This is a genomic window from Stenotrophomonas sp., assembly GCF_059505245.1.
Map to the genome: position 1 here is coordinate 30,876 of NZ_JCACKF010000015.1, position 23,854 is coordinate 54,729.

A 23,854-nucleotide genomic window follows, 5' to 3' on the forward strand; every position below is an offset into this window, starting at 1 on the left:
TTTTTCATATCCAGGCCGATTCAGTACATGGCCGGCGGTGGGGGACGGGGGCGCTGCAGCGTGCGCGATGGCTGCTGCCTGCCCGTTGCTGGAATGTGCGAAACCACTGAAAACAAGGGAAAAGTCCACGTCGGTCTGGCGAAGAAGTGACCAACTGTCCGATGTCCGGCGGACGTGCGGCATGCGGCGGAGCGACGCAGGGCTAACGCGTCCCGTGCGAGAGTGGCCGTTCATCACCGCCACGCAGGAGCAGCACATGGGAATCTCGCGACACGCCACCGCGCACTGGGAAGGCGATCTGAAGTCGGGCAAGGGACAGCTGAGCACGCCGCAGAGCGGGCTGCTGGACAAGACCCGCTACGGCTTCAACAGCCGCTTCGGCGACGAGAAGGGCACCAATCCGGAGGAGCTGATCGCCGCCGCGCACGCCGGCTGTTTCACCATGGCGCTGTCGGCCAAGCTTGGTGAGGCCGGCTTCACCCCGACCTCGCTGGACACCGAGGCCAAGGTCGATCTGTCCCTGGAGGGCGGGCCGCAGCTGTCGCAGATCCGGCTGAAGGTGAAGGCCGTGGTGCCGGGCATCGACGCCGCACAGTTCCGTGCCATTGCCGATGACGCCAAGCAGAACTGCCCGGTGTCCAAGGCGCTGAGCGCGGTGCCGATCAGCCTGGAAGCCGAACTGGGCTGAGCCACGGTAGTGCCGGCCGCGGGCCGGCAACCGCATGATGCCGAGGCCCATGTAACAGCCGGCCAGCATTATGGCGGCCTTCCTGGCCGCCACCCTCCGGGCCGTCGCGTCCGACGTTGGCAGCGGCTCCTGCCGCTGCCTTCGGCTCTACCCCCCGCCAGCGCGATCACCAATCAAGGGTGCCGGTAATCACCGTCTGCACCTGCCCGCCCGACCAGACCTCGCCGTCTTCATCGACCCGCAGGGTCAGGCGCGCGTCATGGCCGACTTCGCGGCCCTGGCTGACTTCGAACGGTGCACGGCCTCGGGGCAGCGCATCGCGCAGGTCCAGCCACGCGGCCAGCACGGCATTAGCCGCGCCGGAGGCGGCGTCCTCGAAGCGGCGTCCATTGCCGACGAAGGCACGTACTGCAAGATCGAAGCCCTCGCTGCCATCGCTGAAGGCGTAGGCAAACACGCCCATGCTGTCGGTGGATTCGGCCAGAGCCGCGACCGCGTCCCAGTCCGGGCGCAGTGCGCGCAGTGCCGCTTCATCGGCCACCTGCACCACCCACCAGCTGCGCCCGCCCTGCATGCGCGCCGGCGGCAGCGAGCCCAGCGGCCAATCCTTCAGCGCCGCCTGCAGGCGCGGGTCGGTGGCCTCGGCGATCTCCGCCAGCTGCGCGCGCGGGGTGCGAATGGCAATGCGCTGCTGCGCGCCCTCGCCGTTCACGCGCAGCGGCAGCGCACCGGCAATGCCGTCCTGCACGAGCACGCCGTCGACTGGCGCGGCCAGGCCCGCCTGCAGCACCGCATGCGCGGTGCCGACGCTGGGATGGCCGGCGAACGGGACCTCCTTCTGTGGGCTGAACATGCGCAGCCGGTAGCTGGCGCCTGCGACCTGCGGCGGGAACACGAAGGTGGTCTCGGGTAGGCGCGTCCAGCGCGCAATGGCCTGCATGCTGGCATCGTCCAGGCCTTCGGCATCAAGCACCACGGCCAGCGGATTGCCGGCACCGGCGCGCGGGGAGAACACATCCAGCTGCAGGAAACGGCGGGTGGACATCAGGCAGGACTCCAGTAAACAGGCGGCATAGCGTAGCGCGGGGCACAAAAAAGGGGACGGAGGGAATTAAGTCGCTTGTGCCCCAAGTGCCATAAGCGACTTAATTCCCTCCGTCCCCTTTTTTCGTGCGCTACCAGCGAAGGTGGCCGTCGATGACCGGCTGCACCTGGCCGCCGATCCAGACCGTGCCCTGCGCGTCGACCTGCACCTGCACGTGGCCATCGCGGCCGACTTCGCGGCCCTGGCTGGCCACGTAGTGGCCCTCGCGGCCGGGCAGGGCGTTGCGCTGCCGCAGCCAGGCAGCGATCAGGGCATTGGCGCTGCCGGTGACCGGATCTTCCGGCACGCTGGCCGCATCGGCGGGGCAGAATGCGCGCACCACACGGGTGTGGTCGGTACCGGCTTCGTCGGCGAATACGGCCACGCCGGTGGCCTCGGTGGCAAGGCTCCAGTCACGCAGGGCGGCCATGTCTGGCGCCAGGCCGCGCACAGCGGCGGCATCGCGCAGCGGCAGCAGCCACCAGCGCGCGCCGTTGTCCCAGAGTTCGGGCACGTGCCCGTTGGCGGCGAGGGCCAGCAGTGTTTCGGGTGCCGCATCTGCGCCAGTCGCCAGCTGCCGCGCCGGTGGGCTGGCCAGCTGGATCTGGAGTGCCTCGGCCGGGCCGCTCACCCGCACGGGCAGCACCCCCGCCGCGCACTGCTGCAGCAGGGCGCCGTCGCGAGGCTGGGCCAGGCCGCAGCTCACCGCCGCCCAGGCCGCGCCGACGCTCGGGTGGCCGGCGAAGGCCAGCTCACGGGTCGGGGTGAAGATGCGGATGTGGTAGTCGGCGCCGGGCGCGCTGGGGCGCAGGAAGAACACCGTCTCGGACAGGTTCAGCCAGGCGGCCAGGGCCTGCATCTGCTCGCCGGAGAGCGCATCGGCGTCCAGGAGGGCACCCAGTGGATTCCCGGTTCCGGGGCGGGAGGCGAAGACATCGAGCTGCAGGTAACGGAGGAGGGCCATCTACGGGGATATTGCGCTTAGAATCAAAGGTTCCGCCCCCAAGGGCGGCTTCCCCACATTCTACATAGCCAATCCATGTCAGCTTCCCCCCTTGTCGATCGTTGGATCGTACTGAAGTTCGGCGGCACTTCGGTGTCGCGTCGTCACCGCTGGGACACGATCGGGAAGCTGGCGAAAAAACGCGCGGAAGAGACCGGCTCGCGCGTGCTGGTGGTGGTGTCGGCGCTGTCCGGGGTCACCAACGAGCTGACCGCGATCGCCGATGGCGCGCCGGACAGCCGTGATCGCGTGGCCGCGCTGGTCGAACGCCATGAAGGCTTCCTGGCCGAACTGGGCCTGGGCCGCGAAGTACTGGCCGAGCGCCTGGCGGCACTGCAGGGCCTGCTCGACGACCCGCGTGCGGCCACCCGTCCGCTGCAGTGGCAGGCCGAAGTGCTGGGCCAGGGCGAACTGTTGTCGTCCACGCTGGGCGCGGCCTACCTGCACGCCTCGGGCCTGGACATGGGCTGGATGGATGCCCGCCAGTGGCTGGACGCGATGCCGCCGCAGCCGAACCAGAGCGACTGGTCACAGCGCCTGTCGGTGAACTGCCAGTGGCGTGCCGATGCGGAGTGGATGCAGCGCTTCCGCGCGCAGCCGACCCGCCTGCTGATCACCCAGGGTTTCATCTCGCGGCATGCCGATGGCGGTACCGCCATCCTCGGCCGTGGTGGCTCGGATACCTCGGCGGCGTACTTCGGCGCGCTGCTCGGCGCCAGCCGCGTGGAAATCTGGACCGATGTGCCGGGCATGTTCAGTGCCAACCCGAAGGATGTGCCGGACGCGCGCCTGCTGACCCGCCTGGACTACTACGAGGCGCAGGAAATCGCCACCACTGGTGCCAAGGTGCTGCATCCGCGCTCGATCAAGCCGTGCCGCGATGCAGGCGTGCCGATGGCCATCCTCGATACCGAGCGTCCGGAACTGCCGGGCACCAGCATTGACGGCAGTGCTGCACCGGTACCAGGCGTCAAGGCGATCAGCCGCCGCAACGGCATCGTGCTGGTGTCGATGGAAGGCATCGGCATGTGGCAGCAGGTCGGCTTCCTGGCCGATGTGTTCAACCTGTTCAAGAAGCATGGCCTGTCGGTGGACCTGATCGGTTCGGCCGAGACCAACGTCACCGTGTCGCTGGATCCGTCCGAGAACCTGGTCAACACCGATGTGCTGGCCGCGCTGTCGGCCGACCTGTCGCAGATCTGCAAGGTGAAGGTGATCGTGCCGTGCGCGGCGATCACCCTGGTCGGCCGTGGCATGCGTTCTCTGCTGCACAAGCTGTCGGACGTGTGGGCCACCTTCGGCCGCGAGCGCGTGCACATGATTTCGCAGTCGTCCAACGACCTGAACCTGACCTTCGTCATCGACGAGGCCGATGCCGATGGCCTGCTGCCGATCCTGCATGCCGAGCTGATCGACAGCGGTGCGATGCCGGTGGAAGAAACCGAAGTGTTCGGCCCGCGCTGGCGCGAGATTGCCGGCACCGTGCGCCCGCGCGGCACGCCCTGGTGGCGCGGCCAGCGTGCGCACCTGCTGCAGCTGGCCGATGCCGGTACGCCGCGCTATGTCTACCACCTGCCGACGGTGCGCGCCCGCGCCCGCGCGCTGGCCGCGATCAAGCCGATCGACCAGCGTTACTACGCGATCAAGGCCAACAGCCATCCGGCCATCCTGCAGCTGCTGGAAGCCGAGGGCTTCGGGCTGGAGTGCGTCTCGTACGGCGAGCTGAAGCATGTGTTCCAGCACCTGCCGGAGCTGTCGCCGCGGCGCGTGCTGTTCACTCCCAGCTTCTGCCCGCGCAGCGAGTACGAGGCGGCGTTCGCCCTTGGCGTGACCGTCACCGTCGACAACGTCGAAGCGCTGCAGCGCTGGCCGGACCTGTTCCGCAACCGCGAGCTGTGGCTGCGCGTCGACCTGGGGCGTGGCGAAGGCCACCATGCCAAGGTCCGCACCGGCGGCAAGGAGTCCAAGTTCGGCCTGCCGATCGCCCGCGTGGACGAGTTCGTGCGCGCGGCCACCGAGCTGGGCAGCCGCGTGGTCGGCCTGCATGCGCACCTGGGCAGTGGCGTGGAAACCGCGCAGCACTGGCGCCTGATGTGCGATGAGCTGGCCGGCTTCGCCCGCCGCATCGGCAGCGTGCACACCATCGACATCGGTGGCGGCCTGCCGATTCCGTACAGCGACGAAGACGAGCCGTTCGACCTGGACGCCTGGGCCGAGGGCCTGGCCGAGGTCAAGGCGCTGCACCCGGCATTCCGCCTGGCGATCGAGCCGGGCCGCTACCTGGTGGCCGAATCGGGCGTGCTGCTGACCCATGCCACCCAGGTGGTGGAAAAGGACGGCGTGCGCCGCGTGGGCCTGGATGCCGGCATGAACACGCTGATGCGCCCGGCCCTGTACGACGCCTGGCACGACATCGAGAATCTCAGCCGCCAGGGTGGTTATGCCGAAGCGGCGTTCGATGTGGTCGGCCCGATCTGCGAATCCAGCGATGTGTTCGGCAAGCGCCGCAAGCTGCCGGTGTCAACCGCGCCGGACGACGTGATGCTGATCGCCGACGCCGGCGCGTACGGCTATGTGATGGCCAACACCTACAACCAGCGGATGCTGCCGCGCGAAGACGTGATCGAATGACCACCGCGCGCGCCCTGCACCCGCCCACCGACACGCCCCGCGCCATCGCGCGGGCCCGTGCCTGACCGGATACACCATGACTGCTTTCGACAAACACCAGGTTTCCCGCTTCCGCTTCGTCCGCTGCGAATTCGCCGCGGATACCGGCGTGGCCAGGCTGGTCTACGCCTTCGATGACGGCCCGGAGATGGTGGAAACCATCACCGTGCCCGGCGCCCCGTTCGTGCTGGACGAAGCGCGTAGCGCCGCCGTGCAGCGCGCGCTGCAGCTGCTGCACCTGATCGCCGGTGTCAGCTACTACAAGGCCGGCGTACCGGATACGGTCAGCATCGACAGCTACAGCATCGATGCCGATACCGCCGCGCTGGTGGAGACCATTTACCTCAACGGCCTGGGCGAATTCGCCTACCGCAACGGCCTGAACCTGCGCGGCCGCTTCCGGTTGCCGGTGCAGGGCGTAGCTGCGCAGGCGCCGGCGCTGGGCCTGCAGCCGCACGCGCTGGTGGCCATCGGCGGCGGCAAGGACTCGCTGGTCAGCATCGAAGCGCTGCGCCGTGCCGGCGTGGACGAGACCGTGACCTGGATCGGTGGCTCGCAGCTGATCCGTGCGTGCGCCGAGCGCACTGGCCTGCCGACCTTGAACCTGGGCCGCACGCTGGCACCGGAACTGTTCGAGTTGAACCGCCAGGGCGCCTGGAACGGCCATATCCCGGTGACGGTGGTGAACTCGGCGATCATGGTGCTGGCCGCGTTGCTGCACGGCGTGGACCAGGTCGTGTTCTCCAACGAGCGCTCGGCCAGCTACGGCAGCCAGATTCCAGGCACCGGCGAAGTGAACCACCAGTGGTCCAAGGGGTGGGCCTGCGAGCAGGCCTTCGGTAGCCATGTGCAGAAGTACGTGGCGGCGGACCTGCAGTACTACTCGCTGCTGCGCCCGATGTCCGAGCTAGCGGTGGCCCGCCAGTTCGCCAAGAGTGACTTCTACGACGCGCATTTCTCCAGTTGCAACCGCAACTTCCACATCCTCGGCGAGCGCCCGGTGAACCGCTGGTGCGGCGTCTGCCCGAAATGCCATTTCGTGTTCCTGGCGCTGGCCCCGTTCATGCCCAAGACGCGCCTGGTGCGCATCTTCGGCCGCAACCTGCTGGACGATGCCGAGCAGGCCGGTGGCTTCGATGCGCTGCTGGAATTCCAGGACCACAAGCCGTTCGAGTGCGTGGGCGAAGGCCGCGAATCGCGTGCGGCGATGGCGACCCTGGCACAGCGCCCGGAGTGGAAGGAAGACGTGCTGGTGAAGCGCTTCTGCAACGAGATCCAGCCGCAGCTGGATGCCGCCGAACTGGAACTGGCACCGCTGCTGCAGCTGCAGGGCGAGCACCGTGTTCCAGCTGCGCTGTGGGAACGGGTGCGTGAAGATTTCGAAGCTTGAAGGAAAGCGCGTCGCGCTGTGGGGCTGGGGCCGTGAGGGCCGCGCCGCGTTTGCGGTGCTGCGCGCGCGCCTGCCCACGCTGGCATTGAGCCTGTTCTGCCCGGCGTCCGAGGTCGAGGCGGCGCGTGCGGAAACGAAGGGCGCGCTGGACGTGCGTGGCGAGCCTTCCGCTGAAGCGCTGGCCGCGTTCGACGTGGTGATCAAATCGCCCGGCATCAGCCCCTACCAGCCGATCGCGCTGGCGGCTGCAGGGCAGGGCACCAGCTTCATCGGTGGCACCGCGCTGTGGTTCGCCGAACACGCGGCCGACGATGGCATCGTGCACGACACCGTGTGCGTGACCGGTACCAAGGGCAAGAGCACCACCACCGCCTTGGTCGCGCATCTATTGCGCGCGGCCGGCCACCGCACCGGCCTGGTCGGCAACATCGGCCTGCCGCTGCTGGAAGTGCTGGATCCCCAGCCCGCGCCCGAGTACTGGGCGGTGGAACTGTCGAGCTACCAGACCGGTGAGGTGGCACGCAGTGGCGCCCGCCCGCAGGTGGCGGTGGTGCTTAACCTGTTCCCGGAACACCTGGACTGGCACGGCAGCGAACAGCGTTACATCGAAGACAAGCTGCGGCTGGTGACTGAAGCCGCACCGCGCATCGCCGTGCTTAATGCCGCCGATCCGCGTCTTGCCGCGCTGTCGTTGCCTGACAGCGAAGTGGTCTGGTTCAACCAGCCGCAGGGCTGGCACATGCGCGGCGACATCGTGCATCGCGGTGAGCAGGCCGTGTTTGATACCCGCAACACGCCGCTACCGGGCCGCCACAACCGTGGCAACCTGTGCGCGGTGCTGGCCGCGCTGGAAGCGCTGGGGCTGGATGGCGCGGCGCTTGCGCCGGCGGTGCAGGACTTCCGTCCGCTGCCCAACCGCCTGCAGCGCATCGGCGTGGCCGATGGCCTGACCTACGTCAACGATTCGATCAGCACCACGCCGCATGCCAGCCTGGCTGCGCTGGAGTGCTTCGCCGGCCAGCGCATCGCGCTGCTGGTCGGCGGGCATGACCGTGGCCTGGACTGGACCGATTTCATGCAGCACATGGCGCACGATGTGCCGCCGGTGGAGATCGTGACCATGGGCAGCAACGGCCCGCGCATCCACGCGATGCTGCAGCCGCTGGCCGACGCCGGTCGCTTCGGCCTGCATGCGGCGGGCGATCTCGCCGAGGCGATGGCCTTGGCGCGCGCCGCGCTGGGCGAACAGTGCGGGGTGGTGCTGCTGTCGCCGGGTGCACCGAGCTTTGGTGCGTACCGCGACTACGTGGCGCGCGGACGTCATTTCGCCGAGCTGGCCGGCTTCGATCCGGACAGCATCAGCGCGATTCCGGGGTTGGGCATCGGGTGAGGGGTCGGATCCCTTTCCGCAGGAAAGGGCTCTGACCCCGGCGGGATCCTGTGCAGCTATCCACGCATGGCGTGGATCTACTGTAGAGCCGAGCCCATGCTCGGCTGGATTTCAGTAGTCCTGATCGATGAACGCGTAAGCGCCGTCAATCAGCTGCTGCAGGTAGGCGTCGAAGCTGGGCGCGATCACCGCGTAACTGTCCGGATCATGCAGGTAGCGCACCACCTGGCCGACCGTACCGCCCGGTGCGGGATCGAAATCCAGGTACAGCATCGAGGTGCCGCCATTGTTCATGCAGTGCGAGAAGCACAGCCGACGGCTCATCGGCAGATCCGCGTCGATGCCCTCGCCGAGGATCTCCGGTTCGTCATCCAGCCACTCTTCATAGATGGAACGGATGCTGTCGTCCCACTGGTGCTGGTCCTCGAAGATCTGCGCGACCGAGCGCAGGTAGTACGGATAGCCGCCGTCCTCAACGTCCGAGCCGAGCATCAGCACGCAGACCTCGCCGCCGGGGTATTCGCGGAAGTGGGTGCCATCCACGCGCGACAGCAGTTCGACCAGGCTGTCCGGCACCTGCGGCCACTGCACACGCAGGCGCTGCAGGTCTTCGGCGCTGGCGCCCTGGACGTGGATCCATTGCGCGGCGCCATCAGCAGGCAGGCGCGGGTTCAGGCCAGACAGAAAGCGGTCAACAACGTTCATACGGAAAAAGGGGACGGAGGGGATTAAGTCGTATCCAACCACACCTGCGTCACGTCGCCAATACAGAATGCGACGCGGGAGGGGCAAATGCGGCTTAATCCCCTCCGTCCCCTTTTTCTTGCGGAGCAGGCGCATGAATCGTTGGCGATGCGGTGTGGCGGTGATCCTGGGGCTGGCGGCGATGCCGGCGTGGGCGGCGATGAAGACCCAGCCGGTGGAATGGAAACACCAGGGCACGACCTTCAGTGGCGTGCTGGTCTATGACGACGGCGACAACGACAAGCGCCCGGGTCTGGTGATGGTGCCGAACTGGAAGGGCGTGAACGAATCGGCGGTCGAAAAGGCCAAGCAGCTGGCCGGCGATGATTACGTGGTGCTGGTGGCCGATGTCTACGGAAAGGGCGTGCGGCCGAAGACCGATGCCGAGGCCGGGCCGGTGGCAACCAAGCTGCGCAATGACAGGCCGCTGCTGCGCGCACGTGCGCTGGAGGCGGTGAACGTGCTCAGGGCGCAGGCGGGCAAGGTGCCGCTCGATGCCGGCCGGATCGGCGCGGTGGGCTTCTGTTTCGGCGGCACCACGGTGCTGGAACTGGCCCGTGCCGGTGCGCCGCTGGCCGGTGTGGTCAGCCTGCACGGTGGGTTGGGTTCACCGCTGCCGGCGCAGGCCGGTGGCAGCCATCCGTCGGTGCTGGTGCTCAACGGCGCCGACGACAGGAGCGTGACCGCCGAGGACATCGCTGGCTTCCAGAAGGAAATGGACGCGGCCAAGGTCGAGTGGGAGTTCACCAACTACAGCGGTGCGGTGCACTGCTTCGCCGAGCGCGATGCCAACAGTCCGCCGGGGTGCCAGTACAACGAGCGGGCGGCGAAGCGCGCATGGAAGGCGCTGGATGAGTTCTTCGAGGAACGCTTCGAGAAACGTTGATTCGTGCAGTGGTAGTGCCGGCCGCTGGCCGGCAACCTCATGATGCTGCGGATGTCATCGGGAATGCCGGCCAGCGGCCGGCACTACCGATGCTTCAGTGCCGACCGTTGGTCGGCACACCTCAGCCGGTCAATGCGAGCGCTGCACCGCGTAGCGGGCCAGGCCGCGCAGGGCGGCCACGGCATCGTTGTCGCCCAGGCCATCGAGCGCGCGCTCGGCGGCTTCGGCATATTCCTCTGCACGCGCGCGGCTGTACTCCAGGCCGCCGGTGGCGCGGATCGCGGCCAGCACTTCCGGCATCGCCGAGGCGTCACCGTCCTGCACGATGGTGCGCAGGCGCTCGCGGGTGGCGTCGTCGGAGTGGGCCATCGCGTGGATCAGCGGCAGCGTGGCCTTGCCCTCGGCGAGGTCGTCGCCCAGGTTCTTGCCCAGCTCCTCGGCGTTGGCCGAGTAGTCCAGCACGTCGTCGGCGATCTGGAACGCGTAGCCCAGGTGCATGCCGTAGTCGAACAGGGCCTGCTGGGTCGCTTCATCCACGCCGCTGGCCAGCGCGCCCAGGCGGGTGCCGGCGGCGAACAGCACCGCGGTCTTGCGCTCGATCACGCGCAGGTAGGCGGCTTCGTCGGTATCCGGGTTGTGTACGTGCAGCAGCTGCAGCACTTCACCCTCGGCGATGCGGTTGGTGGCGTCGGCCAGGATCTGCATCACCGGCATGCGCTCCAGCTCGACCATCAGCTGGAAGCTGCGCGAGTACAGGAAGTCGCCGACCAGCACGCTGGGCGCGTTGCCCCACAGTGCGTTGGCGGTGCTGCGGCCACGGCGCAGGCTGGATTCGTCCACCACGTCGTCGTGCAGCAGGGTGGAGGTGTGGATGAACTCGATGATCGCCGCCAGCTGGTGGTGCTCCGGACCGGCCTGGCCGACCGCATGGCCGGCCAGCATCACCAGCATCGGGCGCAGGCGTTTGCCGCCGGCGGAAATGATGTGGTCAGCGATCTGGTTGATCAGCACGACGTCCGAGGACAGCCGGCGCCGGATCAGGGCGTCGACGGCGGCCATGTCGGCCGCGGCAAGCGACTGGATCTGGGGCAGGCCCAGGGCGGGACGGGTGTCTTCGGTGATGGTCATGCGATCAGGCTTTCAGGCTCACCACCGATTATAGGCGCTGGCCGTGAATTCGGGCGCAAACCGGCCCGAGCGGCAATTCCAGCCCGGCCTGCGCGGCCCTCCGCGTGAATACGTATGCAGGTTGCGCCATGCCTGGGAGCCCGCCGCTAAGCTTGCCGGATCAGGATTTCGGCCCGCTGCCGGCGGGTCCCGCATGCCCGGAGGGGGGCTGTCGATGTCGCACTATCCATGGTGGCGCGGAGCCGTCATCTACCAGATCTACCCGCGCAGTTACCTTGATGCCAACGGCGATGGCGTGGGCGATCTGCCCGGCATCATCCAGCGCCTGGACCACATTGCCGCGCTGGGCGTGGATGCGATCTGGATCTCGCCGTTCTTCAGGTCGCCGATGGCCGACTTCGGCTACGACATCGCCGATTACCGCGATGTCGACCCGTTGTTCGGCAGCCTGGACGACTTTGACCGCCTGTTGGCCAAGGCCCACGGCCTGGGCCTGAAGGTGATGATCGACCAGGTGCTGAGCCACACTTCGATCGAGCATGCGTGGTTCCGTGAGAGCCGCCAGGACCGCAGCAATCCGAAGGCCGACTGGTACGTCTGGGCCGACCCGCGCGAGGATGGCACCCCGCCCAACAACTGGCTGTCGCTGTTCGGCGGCTGCGCCTGGCAGTGGGAGCCGCGCCGTGAGCAGTACTACCTGCACAACTTCCTGGTCGACCAGCCGGACCTGAATTTCCATCACCCGGACGTGCAGCAGGCGACCCTGGACAACGTGCGCTTCTGGCTCGACCGCGGCGTGGATGGCTTCCGCCTGGATGCGATCAACTTCTGCTTCCACGACGCACAGTTGCGTGACAACCCGGCCAAGCCCGCCGACAAGCGGGTGGGGCGCGGCTTCAGCCCGGACAACCCGTACGCCTACCAGTACCACTACTACAACAACACGCAGCCGGAGAACCTGCCGTTCCTGGAGCGCCTGCGCGCGCTGCTGGACGAATACCCGGGGGCGGTCAGCCTGGGCGAGATCTCGTCGGAAGACTCGCTGGCCACCACGGCCGAGTACACCCGCGATGGCCGCCTGCACATGGGCTACAGCTTCGAGCTGCTGGTGGACGACTACAGTGCGGCCTACATCCGCGATACGGTCTCGCGCCTGGAAGCAGCGATGACCGAAGGCTGGCCGTGCTGGGCGGTGTCCAACCACGATGTGGAGCGCGCGGTCAGCCGCTGGGGCGGCCACCCCGCCGACCCGCGCCTGGCGCGGATGCTGGTGGCGATGCTGTGCTCGCTGCGCGGTTCGGTCTGCCTGTACCAGGGCGAGGAGCTGGGCCTGGCCGAGGCCGAGGTGCCGTTCGAGGCCCTGCAGGACCCCTATGGCATCACCTTCTGGCCGAATTTCAAGGGCCGTGACGGCTGCCGTACCCCGCTGCCGTGGACCGATGCACCGCTGGCCGGCTTCACCACCGGCCAGCCCTGGCTGCCGATCCCGGCCGAACACCGGGCCGCGGCGGTCGCCGTGCAGGAGCGCGACCCGCATTCGGTGCTGGCGGCGTTCCGCGCGTTTCTGGCCTGGCGGCATACCCAGCCGGCCCTCCTGCATGGCAGCATCAGATTTCTTGAAAGCGCCGAGCCCGTGCTGCTGTTCGAGCGTATGCTTGCAGATGAAACCCTCCTGCTGGCCTTCAACCTGTCGGCCGAAGCGGTGAGCCATCCGCTGCCGCCGGGCAACTGGCAGCAGGTGGTGGTACCGGGCCCGGATGCGGGCACGGTGCAGGGCAATGAACTCCAGCTGCCGCCACGCGCGGTGTATTGCGCCCGACGCAGCTGACCGTTTTCTCCGGTGGCGGTACTTGCGGGGACGGGGCCGAAGCGCCCCGTCCCTTTTTTGTGGCTGGGCCTTGCCGACCAGCGGCCGGCATCCGCGCAAAGGAAAACCCGCTGCCTGCGCAGCGGGTTTCCGGTCCTGCTCCCTGTTTTCTGTTGCCGGCCAGCGGCCGGCACTACCGGGTCCGGGCTGCCGGGCAGGGCCCGGCGCTGCCTCAGAACTTGTAGTTCACGCCCAGCATGTAGGTGCGGCCCCATTCGATGTACTCCAGCGGGCGGTCCTTGCTGCCGGCGTAGGTGCGGTACGGCTCGTTGGTCAGGTTGCTGCCCTGCAGCAGCAGGGTCAGGCCACGCAGGGCGCTGCTGTCGCTGAAGGTGTAGCTGACCTGCGCATCGGTCACGTTTTCGCCGACGACATAGCGCAGGCTGCGGTTGCCGTTGAAGTTGCCGATCTCACCGATGAAGTCCGACCGCCGGCGCTGGCTGACGCGTGCTTCAAAACCGCTGCGCTCGTAATAGGCAGTGAAGTTGTACACGCGCTTGGACAGGCCCGGCAGGCTGATCGGGTCACTGCCCACGCTGGAGGCGCTCTCCGGATCCAGGATGGTGATGTCGCTCTTGTTGAAGGTCGCGCTGGCCTGCAGGCCGAAGCCACGCAGGCTGTCGGTCAGCATGTCCAGCGGGAACGATGCGGTCAGTTCCAGGCCCTTCAACGTGCCGCCCTTGCCGTTCTGCGGCGCGGAGAAGGTGCCGGTGGTCAGCACCGGCGCGGTCATGCCCGGCGGCGGCACGTAGCTGCCCAGCAGCGCGGTGAAGTCGTAGTTGTCCACCGATTGGGTATAGACGTAGCTCTTCAGGTCCTTGTAGAAGATCGCGGCAGCCACGTAGGCCTTCTCGCCGAAGTACTTCTCATAGGACAGGTCCAGCGCGGTGGCGCGCCACGGATCCAGCAGCGGATTGCCACCACTGCCGCCCGGCCGGCCGGTGCCGGTATCCACGCCGAACTCCAGGCCGGCGCGCATCTGGTCCACGCGCGGGCGCGCGACCTGCTTGGCGGCGGCGAAGCGCAGCGTCTGCTGGTGGGGGAACATGAAGGCCAGGTTCAAGCTCGGCAGCCAGTCGTTGTAAGTGCGGCCGTTCGAATACGGCTGCACGTTGTTGCCGGCTGACTGCGAGCTGTCCCAGTAGCGCGAATCCGAGCTCTGGTCGGTGTGCTGCATCTGCACGCCGATGTTGCCGCGCACGCCCACTTCACCGATGTCGGTGTTGATGTTCAGGCGCGCCCAGGCGGTGGTGATCTTCTCTTCGACCGTCCACGACTTGGGGATCAGGTAGTCCAGGTTGTCGACCGGGTTGAAGGTCATGTAACGACCCACAGCGGCCGGTACGTTCCAGGCCGGAATGGTGCCGAGGCCGGCGAAGCCCAGGTCCACCGGACGGTACTGCAGGTCCGAGGCGATGTTGGCATCGCCCTGTGCGCCGAGCAGGATGTTGCCTTCGGACTGGGTCTTCACCTTGCGGCGGTCGGCATAGTTCACGCCGATGTCGATGTCCGGTGCCCATGAGGCGATGGCATCAGGAAGGGCGATGGTGGCAGCCAGCTTGCCGCCCTTCAGGCGGTCTTCCACCTGCGGCACCTTGCCGTAGCCGGAGCCGTAGATCGTGTTGGTCAGGAACAGCGCATCGGGGTTGGAGTAGTTCAGGCCCGGGCTGATCTGCGAGAAGCCGTCCTGGCGGATCGACACGCCGACCGTATCCAGTTGCGGCATCGGGGTCAGCTGCAGGTTGTTTTCCAGGTTCAGCTCGTCGCGCGTGGCCTTGGAGTAGTTCAGGTCGGCGACCAGCTTGACGCCGCCGAAGTTGAACTCGTTGTTCCAGCCGAACGCATCGATCTTGTCCTTGCGCTTGTTGTACATGCCGCGCACCAGCGGATACACGCCGCTGGCGGTGCCGCCGGTGAACGAGCCGTTGGCGTTGACATGCGGGTTGCTGACCAGCAGGCCCGGGGTGTAGTTGCCGTTGTAGTTGCTGAGGTTCAGCTCGAACTGGTTGGCGGTGTCGATCTGCTCGGCTTCGGTGTGGAAGGCATCGAAGGTGCTGGTCCAGCTGTTGTTCGGGCGGAACTGGATCGTGGCCATCACGCCGTCGCGCTTGTTGTTGCCGGTGCGGCGCAGCGCCTTGATACCATCGGAGAAGTAGGTGCCGGCGCCCACGCCCGGGCGGTCGCCCTTGTCGGTGTGCTCGGTGGTCCACGGCTCGTACAGGCCGACCTGGTTCTCCTGGATCGGCATGTCGCTGTGCGCGTAGCCGATGGCGATGCCCAGGGTCTTGTCCAGGAACTGGTCGATGTAGCTGGCGCTGAAGCGGTTGCCGTACGGATCGGTGTTGGCGGCGCGGCCCAGCGAGCTCTTCTGGTAGCGGCCACTGACCGCGATCACGCGCTCGCCGAAGCTGAGCGGGCGCGCGGTCTGCATGTCGATGGTGCCCGACAGGCCCTGGCCGACCAGCGCCGCGTCCGGGGTCTTGTACACCGTCACGCCGTTGACCAGCTCGGACGGGTACTGGTCGAACTCGACGCCGCGGTTGTCGCCGGTGCTGACCACTTCGCGGCCATTGAGCAGGGTGGTGGCGAAGTCCGGCGACAGGCCGCGCACGCTGATCACCTGCGCACGCCCGGCCACGCGCTGGGCGGCCAGGCCGGGCAGGCGCGAGATGGATTCGGCGATGCTGACGTCGGGCAGCTTGCCGATGTCTTCAGCGGAGATTGCCTCGACCACCGAGGTGGCGTCCTGCTTGACCGCGATCGCGCTCTCGATGCCGCGGCGGATGCCGGTGACCTGCACCGTATCCAGGTTGGTGGCGGCGGTGCCGGCCGGCGTGGTGGTGTTCTGCGTGGACTGTGCCGACGCCAGCGTCGGCGCCAGGACAACGGCCAGCGCGATGCTCAGCGCGCTGCGCTTGTGGTTCAACATTTTCCCCTCCCAGGCAATGTTGCAGATCGATTTGTGAGCGTTCCGGCGGGGCCGTGAACGTGCGACGCGGTGGCCGCTGTCGTCGCCGCTATGGTAGGCAGCGCGTTCTTCGCGGGAATCACCCTGCATACGTATTCAATGGCGTCTGCAGGGTTGTAATCGCTTTCAGGTGCCTTGTTCGGTAGAGCCGAGCCCATGCTCGGCTGCGTTTCGGTGCTACGCACCGCCGCCCGAGCATGGGCTCGGGCGCTACGGGAGCGCAGGTAGGAAAACGTTCAATGGATGGGCGTGAAGCGAATGGCCTGCCCACCGCCCGGTGCCAGCACCAGCGTCAGTGCATCGGCACTGGTCACCTCGCGGGTTTCGCGTGCGAACGCGAACGGGTTGCTGCGGAAATCAGCGCCTTCACCATCGCGGTAGATCTCGGCGCGATAGCGCACGCCTGGCTCCAGGAAGCCCAGCGGTACCGGCAGCACGCGGCCGTGTTCGTCGGTGATGCTGCCGAGGAACCAGTCGCGGCTGTTGCGGTCGCGGCGCACGATCGTCACGTAGTCACCCACTTCGCCATCGAGCACGCGGCTCTGCTCCCAGTCCACCGCCACGTCCTCGATGAAACGGAACGCCTCGCGATGCTGCAGGTAGTGTTCGGGCAGGTCCGCGGCCATCTGGATCGGGCTGTACAGCACCACGTACAGGGCAAGCTGGCGGGCCAGCGTGCTGGGAATGGCCTGGCCGTGGCGGCCCTTCAGGCTGAGGATGCCGGGGGTGTAATCCATTGGCCCGGCCAGCATGCGGGTGAACACCAGGTTGACCTCATGCTCCGGCGGGTTCGGCGGCTGGCCCCAGGCGTTGTATTCCATGCCGCGCGCGCCTTCGCGTGAGATCCAGTTGGGATAGGTGCGGCGCAGGCCGGTATCCTTTATCGGCTCATGCGGGTTGACCGACAGGTGCCGGCGCGCGGCTTCCTGCACCACCTTCAGGTGGTGGCGGGCCATGAACTGCCCGTCGTGCCACTCACGCCACAGTGGGCCCCCGGCCGGATTGCGGCGGTCGACCTGGCCGTCGTCGCAGACGTAGCCGGTCTTGAACTGGTCCACGCCCAGTCGTGCGTACAGGTCCAGCGCGGCGCCCAACTGGTCCTCGTAGTGCTCGATGGCGCAGCCGGTTTCATGGTGGCCGATCAGGTGCACACCCTTTTTCAGGCCGTACGCCGACAGCGCTTCGATATCGAAATCGGGCGTGGCACGGGTGAAATCGAAGTCGTAGCCATTGCCCACCCAGTTGCCGTCCCAGCCCGGGTTCCAGCCTTCCACCAGCACGCCACGGAAGCCATGCGCGGCGGCGAAGTCGATCACCTTCCTGGTCTTGGCGGTGGTGGCCGCGTGCTTCGGTCCGGTTGCCCAGCTCTCGTTGTCCAGGTGCATCGACCACCACACGCCCAGGTACTTGGCCGGCTTCACCCAGCTCACATCGCCCAGCGCGTTGGGTTCATTGAGGTTGAGGATCAGGTCCGATTCGACCAGGCCACCGGCACGATCGGCGATCTGCAGCGTGCGCCACGGCGTGGCGAAGGGCAGGGTGCGGCGTACCTTCCAGCCTTCGGCCGAGGGCGACAGCTGCGCGCGCAGGCGCTGCCCCTCGGTGCGCCGCAGCCACATGCCGGCATAGTCCACCAGCGCTGCCTCGTGGATCGCCAGATGCAGGCCATCGCGGCTGCGCAGGGTCATCGGCGTATGCACCAGCGGCACTTCGCGCAGCGGCGTGCGCTGATACAGGTATTCGTAGTGGATCGGTTCGCCGGCGGGAATCCACCAGGCGGTTGATTCGGGCGCGATGGCGAACTCGGTCAGTTCGTCATCGATGATGGCTTCGCGCAGGTTCGGTTGTTCAGGGAACACATAGCGGAAGCCAAGGCCATCATCGTAGACGCGGAACACCACATCCAGCCGCCGCTTGCGGCCGGTGGTTTCAGCCAACTGCACGGTCAGCTCGTTGAAGTGGTTGCGGGTGAGCCGGCGCTCGCCCCACGGCTGCTCCCAGGTGTCGTCGACGCTGCGCCGCTGCTGGCCAAGCAGGGCGAAATCGCGGTCCAGGCGACCGTCGCGCAGGGCAAAGCCAAGCTTCGAATCCTCCACCACGGTGTCGCCCAGGCGCTCGACACGGTAGCGGGCGGTGCCGCCGTCCAGCAGCAGACTGACCTTCAATACCTTGCCCGGCGATTCGACGCTGGCCACCTGTGGCGCGGCCTGTACCAGCGTGGCCCACCCGATCAGGGCCAGGCCGAGCATGTGCGCGAACACCGCGCGTACAGCAGTGGATGACATCGGCAATTCCCCTCCCAAGGCGCCGTTGGCAGACCCGGACCATAAGCCAGCGCGGCGGGCGCGCCACCGCGCGATGCCATGAATACGTATGCAACTGGACGCAGCCGACAGCCCCGCGTCTACCATGGGGCCCAGGCACCTTGAGGGAGGGGCCGCGCCCGCCCGCCGGCAACGACGGTGCGGACCTACAACGCGTGCAGAGAGGGAGGGAGGCCGACGGGCGCAAGCCGGTCCGCCGCTTCGATGCTGAAGATCATTTGCCTGACCGCTGCCCTGGGGGCAGCGCTGGGATCGACCGCGCAGGCGGCCGACCTGCAATTCGACGGTCGCCATGCGCGCGCCGAAGCCGCTGCCAAGGGCAGCTTCGTGCTGCATGCGCCGAAGGGCGCAGTGCAGATCGCAGCCGCACCGATGCGCAGCCAGACCGGCAGCGTGATGTTCGATGCCCTGTTCGCGCTGGCCCAGCAGGAGATGTCCCAGGACCGCGTGGACGCGATCCGTGATCCGGCGTTCGACGAGGGCCGGCCGGTCCCGTGCGAGTGCTTCCAGACCGGTGCACGCTGGCCCTATGTGTGGACCCGTGATGTCAGCTTCGCCGCCGACCTGGCGCTGGCGCGGCTGGACCCGCAGCGCACCCGGCAGTCGCTGCAGTTCAAGCTGTCGGCAGCCCGTGACGGGCGTACGCCCGGCCTGTTCGTGGCGCAGGACACCGGTTCCGGCGGCAGCTGGCCGATCAGCAGTGATCGCGTGGTGTGGTTCCTGGCGGCACGCCACCTGCTGGAGGACCGAGCGTTTGCCGATCAGGTCTGGCAGGCGCTGCAGGGCACGCTGGCGCAGGACCGCGCGATGGTGTTCGACGCGCAGATGGGCCTGTACCGCGGCGAGACCTCCTTCCTGGACTGGCGCGAGCAGACCTATCCAGACTGGACCCGCGAGGACGTGCGTTTCATCGGTGATTCCTACGCATTGTCCACCAACGTGCTGCACTACCAGGCACTGCGCCTGGCCGAACGCCTGGCCGGGCAGCACGGCGATGCCCGCGCGGCCGACTACAGGGCATGGGCCGATGCATTGGCGCAGCAGATCGATGCGCGCTTCTGGCGCGAGGATATCGGCCAGTACATGAGCTACATCGGCGAGGCCGCGCACCCGGTGCCGTACGCCAAGGTCGATCTGCTTGGCCTGTCGCTGGGCATCCTGGCCGAAGTGCTGCCACCCGAGCGGGCGCGCCGTGCATTGGCCGCCTATCCGATGGGGCCGGCCGGCAGCCCGGTGGTGTGGCCGCAGGAGGCGCAGCAGCCGATCTACCACAACCGCGCGATCTGGCCGTTCGTCAGTGCCTATTCGCTGCGCGCGGCGCGCCAGCTGGACGATGCACCGCGCATCGCCGCCGAGATCCGCTCGCTGATGCAGGGCGCCGCGCTGGCCGGTTCCAACATGGAGAACTACGAGCTGGTCAGCCAGGCGGTGCATGTTGACGAGGGCGTGCTGAGCGGCCCGGTGGTCAACTCCGAACGCCAGCTGTGGTCGGTGGCCGGCTATCTGTCGATGGTGGTCGAGGGCGTATTCGGCGTGCAGGACGATGGCCGCGTGCAGCCCAAGCTGCCGGCCGTGCTGGTGCCCGAACTGTTCGGCAATCAGCGCCGCATCTCCCTGGAGGCCGATGGCAGGCGTTATGTGCTGGAGCGACCGAAGCAGGTGGGTGATGGCCTGCTGGTGGCGGGCAAGGTGAAGACCCGTGGCGCCACCACCACCGTGCAGCTGGTGCCCGCCGCAGCGGCGCCACGCAGCGCGGCGACGACGGCCGACGCAGATGCGCGCGCACCGGCCACGCCGGCCGCACCGCAGGTGCAACGCAAGGGCAGGGGCTGGAATGTCGTGGTCGCTGCAGGCCAGGTGCTGTGGCAGGACGGCCGGGCGCTCGCCGCCAGCAATGGCCTTGCACGCATCGGTGACGATGGCCTGCAGCATTGCCTCAGCCTGACCCGGCGCGACGGTGCAATTGAATCGCTGCACAGCCCGATGGTCTGCGTCGGTCCGCAGCAGCGACTGAAGGGTACGCAGCGCTGGCAGTTCACCTCCGCCAGGGCCGGGCAGGTGCGCCTGCGCCTGCAGTACCGCAATCCGAACGGGCCGATCAACACCGGCGTCACCGCTGCGGTGAAGCAGCTGGTGCTGCAGTGCCCGGGCCAGCCGTTGCAGCGGCACACCGTCACCCTGCCGCACAGCGTGGCCGTGCAGGACTCGACCTCGGCGACATTCACGGTGCCCAAGGGCCGATGCACGGTCACGCTTGAAGAAGGCTTCAACATGAGCGCGCTGCAGCACTTCGCGCACTACACCGGGGGCAAGGGCGGACGCGATGGCGTGCTCAACCAAGCCCAGGTGCAGGCGCTGATGGTGGCGCCGGTGGCCGCGGCAGAGGGCGCACGATGAATCGTTCCGCCAAGCCGCAGCTGTCGTTCTGGCAGATCTGGAACATGTGTTTCGGCTTCCTGGGCATCCAGTTCGGCTTCGCCCTGCAGAACGCCAATGCCAGCCGCATCTTCGAGACGCTGGGCGCGGACATCGACGCGGTGCCCGGGCTGTGGATCGCCGCGCCGCTGACCGGCCTGCTGGTGCAGCCGGTGATCGGTTACCTGTCCGACCGCACCTGGACGCGCTGGGGGCGCCGCCGTCCTTATTTCATGATCGGAGCGGTGCTGACCACGCTGGCGCTGCTGGTGATGCCGAACTCGCCGACGTTGTGGATCGCCGCCGGCACGCTGTGGGTACTCGATGCCTCGATCAACGTGTCGATGGAGCCGTTCCGCGCCTTCGTCGGCGACCAGCTGGCGCCGCGCCAGCGTCCGGCCGGTTATGCCATGCAGAGCTTCTTCATCGGCGTGGGCGCCATCGTCGCCAGCTTCCTGCCGTTCATCCTGGCCCACTTCGGGGTCGCCAATACGGCCGCCGCAGGTGAGGTGCCTGATACCGTGCGCTATGCGTTCTACTTCGGCGCGGTGGTGCTGCTGGCGGCAATCACCTGGACGGTGGTCAGCACCCGCGAATACTCACCGGCGGAGCTGGCCGGTTTCGATGACGCCGAACCTCCGGCACATCACGCAGCGGCGCCGATCAGCGGCCCGGCGCCCTGGGTGCAGGTGGCTGCATGGCTGGGGCTGGGCGTACTGCTGGCGCTGCTGATTACCTGGCGGCAGGGCGACCGGATGCTGTACGTGCTGGCCGGCCTGTGTGCCGGCTATGGCCTGCTGCTGGCGCTCGCGCGTACGCTGCCGGCCACGCACATGCTGGCCGCCATCGTCGGCGACCTGCGCGCGATGCCGGTCACCATGCGTCGCCTGGCGTGGGTACAGTTCTTCTCGTGGTTCGCGCTGTTTGCGATGTGGATCTACACCACCGCCGCGGTGGCTGGCGCCCATTTCGGTTCGACTGAACCAGAGTCGGCGGCCTACAACGAGGGCGCCAACTGGGTGGGCGTGCTGTTTGGCGCCTACAACGGGTTCGCCGCGTTGGCGGCGGTGCTGATTCCACTCATGGTGCGTGCGATCGGCCTGCGCTGGAGCCACCTGGTCAACCTGTGGCTGGGCGGTGCCGGCCTGGTCTCGCTGATGTTCATCCGCGACCCGCACTGGCTGCTGCTGTCGATGGTCGGCGTCGGTTTCGCCTGGGCGTCCATCCTCTCGCTGCCGTATGCACTGCTGTCCGACAGCGTGCCGGCATCGAAGATGGGCGTGTACATGGGCATCTTCAATTTCTTCATCGTGATCCCGCAGCTGGTGGCGGCCAGTGCACTCGGCTTCGCCCTGCGCACGTTGCTGGGCGGCCAGCCGATGCATGTGCTGGTGCTGGGCGGCTGCAGCCTGTTCATTGCCGGCCTGTGCGTGTTGTGGGTTCCGTCCCGTCCGGAGGTGGTGTGATGCGTGCTGCGTTGTCTGTTGCTGTTTCCTTGATGCTGCTGGCCGGCCATGCGGCGGCCGCGCCGCGCCCGGACTATGTGGGCACCACCGAACCGTTCGCCAGCGATGCGGTGTACTTCGTGGTCACCGACCGCTTCGTCAACGGTGATCCGTCCAACGATCACCGTGACCAGGGCGGCGTGCACCGCACCTTCGATATTCCGGTGCCATGCCCGGACAAGGTGGACGGCAACATCGGCTATCTCGGCGGCGACTTCCGCGGCGTGCTCGACAATGCGCAGTACATCCGCAACCTCGGCTTCGGCGCGGTGTGGATCACGCCCATCGTCGACAACCCGGACGAGGCCTTTACCGGCAGCAAGCCGATCAGCTGCACCAGCACGCTGACCGACCGCGGCAAGACCGGCTACCACGGGTACTGGGGCATCAACTTCTACAAGCTCGATGAGCACCTGCCCAGCAAAGACCTGGATTTCGCCGGGCTGACCAAGGGCCTGCACGGTGCCGGCTTGAAGGTGGTGCTGGACATCGTAGGCAACCACGGTTCGCCGGCCTGGACCATGCCGACACGGCAGCCGCAGTTCGGGCAGATCTTCGACAAGGACGGAAAACTGATCGCCGACCACCAGAACCTGCCGCCGCAGGAACTGGATCCGAAGCACAACCCGCTGCACGCGTTCTACAACAGCATTGGACCGGTCGACAGCAAGGACGGCTCGATCTTCGATGGCAACCTTGCCGAGCTGTCCGACTTCAACCAGGACAATCCGGCGGTGATGGACTACCTGGTCGGTGCTTACCTGCAATGGGCCGCGCAGGGCGTGGATGCGCTGCGCATCGACACCATCGGCTGGTTGCCGCACCCGTGGTGGCATGCCTTCGTCAAGCGTATCCGCGCCGAGCACCCGGGCATGTTCATGTTCGGCGAAGCGTTCGATTACGATGCCGCGCGCATTGCAGAGCACACCTGGCCGGCCAACGCCAACGTCAGCGTGCTCGACTTCCCGTTGCGCGGTGCACTGGAGCAGACCTTCGGCACCGCCGGCAAGGGTTTCGAGACCCTGGCCGAGCCGCTGCACCTGAGGGGTGGGCCGTATGCCAACCCGTATGAGCTGATGAGCTTCTACGACAACCACGACATGCCACGACTGCAGGCCAGCGACAGTGGCTTCATTGATGCACACAACTGGCTGTTCACCGCGCGCGGCATTCCGGTGGTCTATTACGGCTCGGAGACGGGTTTCATGCGTGGCCGTGCCGAGCATGCCGGCAATCGCGCTTACTTCGGCCAGCCGCGTGTGGATGCTGCGCCGAAGAGTCCGATCTTCGCGCCGCTGCAGCGTATCGCCCGGCTGCGCGCAGCCACTCCGGCGCTGCAGCGCGGCCTGCAGGTGAACGAGCGCCTGCAGGGTGATGAGGCGGTGTTCTTCCGCGTGCTGCAGCATGGCGAGGTGGCGCAGACCGCGCTGGTGCTGCTGAACAAGGGCGACAGTGCGAAGACCTTCACCGTGGCGCGGTACGTCCAGGCGGGCCGCTGGCGTGATGCGCTGGACGGCGGTTCGTTGCAGGTGGATGCTTCCCTGAAGGCCGAAGTGCCGGCGCACGGGGTGAAGGTGTACGTGCTCGATGCCGCCGTGCAGCAGCCGGCGCTGCAGGCCGAGCTGGACAAGGCGATGGCCGACCAGCGGGCGCGGGACGTGCGGCTGGGGCGGTAGTGCCGGCCGCTGGCCGGCAACCCATGAATCCATTGCACCTTCAGGTGCCGGCCAGCGGCCGGCACTACCGGGGTGACCATATCCGGCACAATAGGCCCCCCTCACGCCCCGCCGTA

15 protein-coding genes are annotated in these 23,854 nt (G+C 67.5%); 9 read left to right on the forward strand and 6 right to left on the reverse strand.

The features are described 5' to 3' along the window. The first annotated feature begins 256 nt into the window (after positions 1 to 256). The gene (locus AC5JLE_RS06005) at positions 257 to 688 is read left to right on the forward strand and encodes an OsmC family protein (RefSeq protein WP_014646276.1); all 432 of its coding nucleotides are present in this window, start codon (positions 257 to 259) and stop codon (positions 686 to 688) included. Between the two features lie 166 nt (positions 689 to 854). Here the strand turns inward: AC5JLE_RS06005 and AC5JLE_RS06010 are convergent, their stop codons facing one another. Beyond that, entirely contained in the window at positions 855 to 1,733 is an 879-nt protein-coding gene (locus AC5JLE_RS06010) for a PhzF family phenazine biosynthesis protein (RefSeq protein WP_100449582.1), read from the reverse strand. A gap of 130 nt (positions 1,734 to 1,863) precedes the next feature. Beyond that, entirely contained in the window at positions 1,864 to 2,736 is an 873-nt protein-coding gene (locus tag AC5JLE_RS06015) for a PhzF family phenazine biosynthesis protein (RefSeq protein ID WP_014646278.1), read from the reverse strand. A 75-nt stretch (positions 2,737 to 2,811) separates the two neighbouring features. Here AC5JLE_RS06015 and AC5JLE_RS06020 point away from each other — a divergent pair, with 75 nt between their 5' ends. From AC5JLE_RS06020 to murD, 3 genes are all read left to right on the forward strand, one after another. Further along, positions 2,812 to 5,406, forward strand: a complete 2,595-nt coding sequence (locus AC5JLE_RS06020; RefSeq protein ID WP_046429381.1) for a bifunctional aspartate kinase/diaminopimelate decarboxylase — start codon at positions 2,812 to 2,814, stop codon at positions 5,404 to 5,406. 76 nt (positions 5,407 to 5,482) lie between these two features. Continuing rightward, positions 5,483 to 6,835 (forward strand): UDP-N-acetyl-alpha-D-muramoyl-L-alanyl-L-glutamate epimerase, encoded by a 1,353-nt coding sequence (murL, locus tag AC5JLE_RS06025; RefSeq protein ID WP_014646280.1) that lies wholly within the window; start codon positions 5,483 to 5,485, stop codon positions 6,833 to 6,835. Beyond that, positions 6,816 to 8,225 carry a UDP-N-acetylmuramoyl-L-alanine--D-glutamate ligase gene (murD, locus tag AC5JLE_RS06030; RefSeq protein ID WP_496065115.1) on the forward strand — a complete coding sequence of 470 codons (1,410 nt, stop codon included), beginning with the start codon at positions 6,816 to 6,818 and terminating at the stop codon, positions 8,223 to 8,225. The genes murL and murD overlap by 20 nt, the downstream gene beginning before the upstream one ends. Before the next feature lie 111 nt (positions 8,226 to 8,336). Here the strand turns inward: murD and AC5JLE_RS06035 are convergent, their stop codons facing one another. Next, complete coding sequence (locus tag AC5JLE_RS06035; RefSeq protein WP_496065116.1) at positions 8,337 to 8,930, reverse strand: SMI1/KNR4 family protein; 594 nt, start codon at positions 8,928 to 8,930, stop codon at positions 8,337 to 8,339. Positions 8,931 to 9,063: 133 nt separating this feature from the next. Here AC5JLE_RS06035 and AC5JLE_RS06040 point away from each other — a divergent pair, with 133 nt between their 5' ends. Beyond that, positions 9,064 to 9,855, forward strand: coding sequence for a dienelactone hydrolase family protein (locus AC5JLE_RS06040; RefSeq protein ID WP_126411811.1), 792 nt, complete (start codon positions 9,064 to 9,066; stop codon positions 9,853 to 9,855). Positions 9,856 to 9,984: 129 nt separating this feature from the next. On the opposite strand, the gene AC5JLE_RS06045 is transcribed toward AC5JLE_RS06040, so the two are convergent. Next, entirely contained in the window at positions 9,985 to 10,983 is a 999-nt protein-coding gene (locus AC5JLE_RS06045; protein WP_005408451.1) for a polyprenyl synthetase family protein, read from the reverse strand. Between the two features lie 214 nt (positions 10,984 to 11,197). Between AC5JLE_RS06045 and AC5JLE_RS06050 the strand changes: the two genes are divergently transcribed. Then, complete coding sequence (locus tag AC5JLE_RS06050) at positions 11,198 to 12,811, forward strand: alpha-glucosidase family protein (protein WP_032957799.1); 1,614 nt, start codon at positions 11,198 to 11,200, stop codon at positions 12,809 to 12,811. Between the two features lie 211 nt (positions 12,812 to 13,022). On the opposite strand, the gene AC5JLE_RS06055 is transcribed toward AC5JLE_RS06050, so the two are convergent. After that, entirely contained in the window at positions 13,023 to 15,779 is a 2,757-nt protein-coding gene (locus AC5JLE_RS06055; RefSeq protein WP_241884098.1) for a TonB-dependent receptor, read from the reverse strand. Between the two features lie 275 nt (positions 15,780 to 16,054). After that, positions 16,055 to 18,109 carry a glycoside hydrolase family 97 protein gene (locus AC5JLE_RS06060; RefSeq protein ID WP_496065117.1) on the reverse strand — a complete coding sequence of 685 codons (2,055 nt, stop codon included), beginning with the start codon at positions 18,107 to 18,109 and terminating at the stop codon, positions 16,055 to 16,057. Positions 18,110 to 18,346: 237 nt separating this feature from the next. Here AC5JLE_RS06060 and AC5JLE_RS06065 point away from each other — a divergent pair, with 237 nt between their 5' ends. The 3 genes from AC5JLE_RS06065 to AC5JLE_RS06075 are packed head-to-tail and all read left to right on the forward strand — an operon-like array spanning position 18,347 to position 23,738. Further along, entirely contained in the window at positions 18,347 to 20,539 is a 2,193-nt protein-coding gene (locus tag AC5JLE_RS06065) for a glucosidase family protein (protein WP_495229828.1), read from the forward strand. Beyond that, positions 20,536 to 22,023: an MFS transporter gene (locus AC5JLE_RS06070; protein WP_069117476.1), complete on the forward strand. Its 1,488-nt coding sequence runs from the start codon at positions 20,536 to 20,538 to the stop codon at positions 22,021 to 22,023. The genes AC5JLE_RS06065 and AC5JLE_RS06070 overlap by 4 nt, the downstream gene beginning before the upstream one ends. Beyond that, entirely contained in the window at positions 22,023 to 23,738 is a 1,716-nt protein-coding gene (locus AC5JLE_RS06075; protein WP_262216595.1) for an alpha-amylase family glycosyl hydrolase, read from the forward strand. Before AC5JLE_RS06070 ends, AC5JLE_RS06075 begins: the two co-directional genes overlap by 1 nt. The last annotated feature ends 116 nt before the right edge of the window (positions 23,739 to 23,854 follow it).

Bases quoted from the DNA above. Each gene is read 5' to 3' on its own strand.
- AC5JLE_RS06005 (WP_014646276.1), top strand. From the start codon at position 257: ATGGGAATCTCGCGACACGCCACCGCGCACTGGGAAGGCGATCTGAAG.
- AC5JLE_RS06010 (WP_100449582.1), bottom strand. From the start codon at position 1,733: ATGTCCACCCGCCGTTTCCTGCAGCTGGATGTGTTCTCCCCGCGCGCC.
- AC5JLE_RS06015 (WP_014646278.1), bottom strand. From the start codon at position 2,736: ATGGCCCTCCTCCGTTACCTGCAGCTCGATGTCTTCGCCTCCCGCCCC.
- AC5JLE_RS06020 (WP_046429381.1), top strand. From the start codon at position 2,812: ATGTCAGCTTCCCCCCTTGTCGATCGTTGGATCGTACTGAAGTTCGGC.
- murL (WP_014646280.1), top strand. From the start codon at position 5,483: ATGACTGCTTTCGACAAACACCAGGTTTCCCGCTTCCGCTTCGTCCGC.
- AC5JLE_RS06035 (WP_496065116.1), bottom strand. From the start codon at position 8,930: ATGAACGTTGTTGACCGCTTTCTGTCTGGCCTGAACCCGCGCCTGCCT.
- AC5JLE_RS06040 (WP_126411811.1), top strand. From the start codon at position 9,064: ATGAATCGTTGGCGATGCGGTGTGGCGGTGATCCTGGGGCTGGCGGCG.
- AC5JLE_RS06045 (WP_005408451.1), bottom strand. From the start codon at position 10,983: ATGACCATCACCGAAGACACCCGTCCCGCCCTGGGCCTGCCCCAGATC.
- AC5JLE_RS06050 (WP_032957799.1), top strand. From the start codon at position 11,198: ATGTCGCACTATCCATGGTGGCGCGGAGCCGTCATCTACCAGATCTAC.
- AC5JLE_RS06055 (WP_241884098.1), bottom strand. From the start codon at position 15,779: ATGTTGAACCACAAGCGCAGCGCGCTGAGCATCGCGCTGGCCGTTGTC.
- AC5JLE_RS06065 (WP_495229828.1), top strand. From the start codon at position 18,347: ATGCTGAAGATCATTTGCCTGACCGCTGCCCTGGGGGCAGCGCTGGGA.
- AC5JLE_RS06070 (WP_069117476.1), top strand. From the start codon at position 20,536: ATGAATCGTTCCGCCAAGCCGCAGCTGTCGTTCTGGCAGATCTGGAAC.
- AC5JLE_RS06075 (WP_262216595.1), top strand. From the start codon at position 22,023: ATGCGTGCTGCGTTGTCTGTTGCTGTTTCCTTGATGCTGCTGGCCGGC.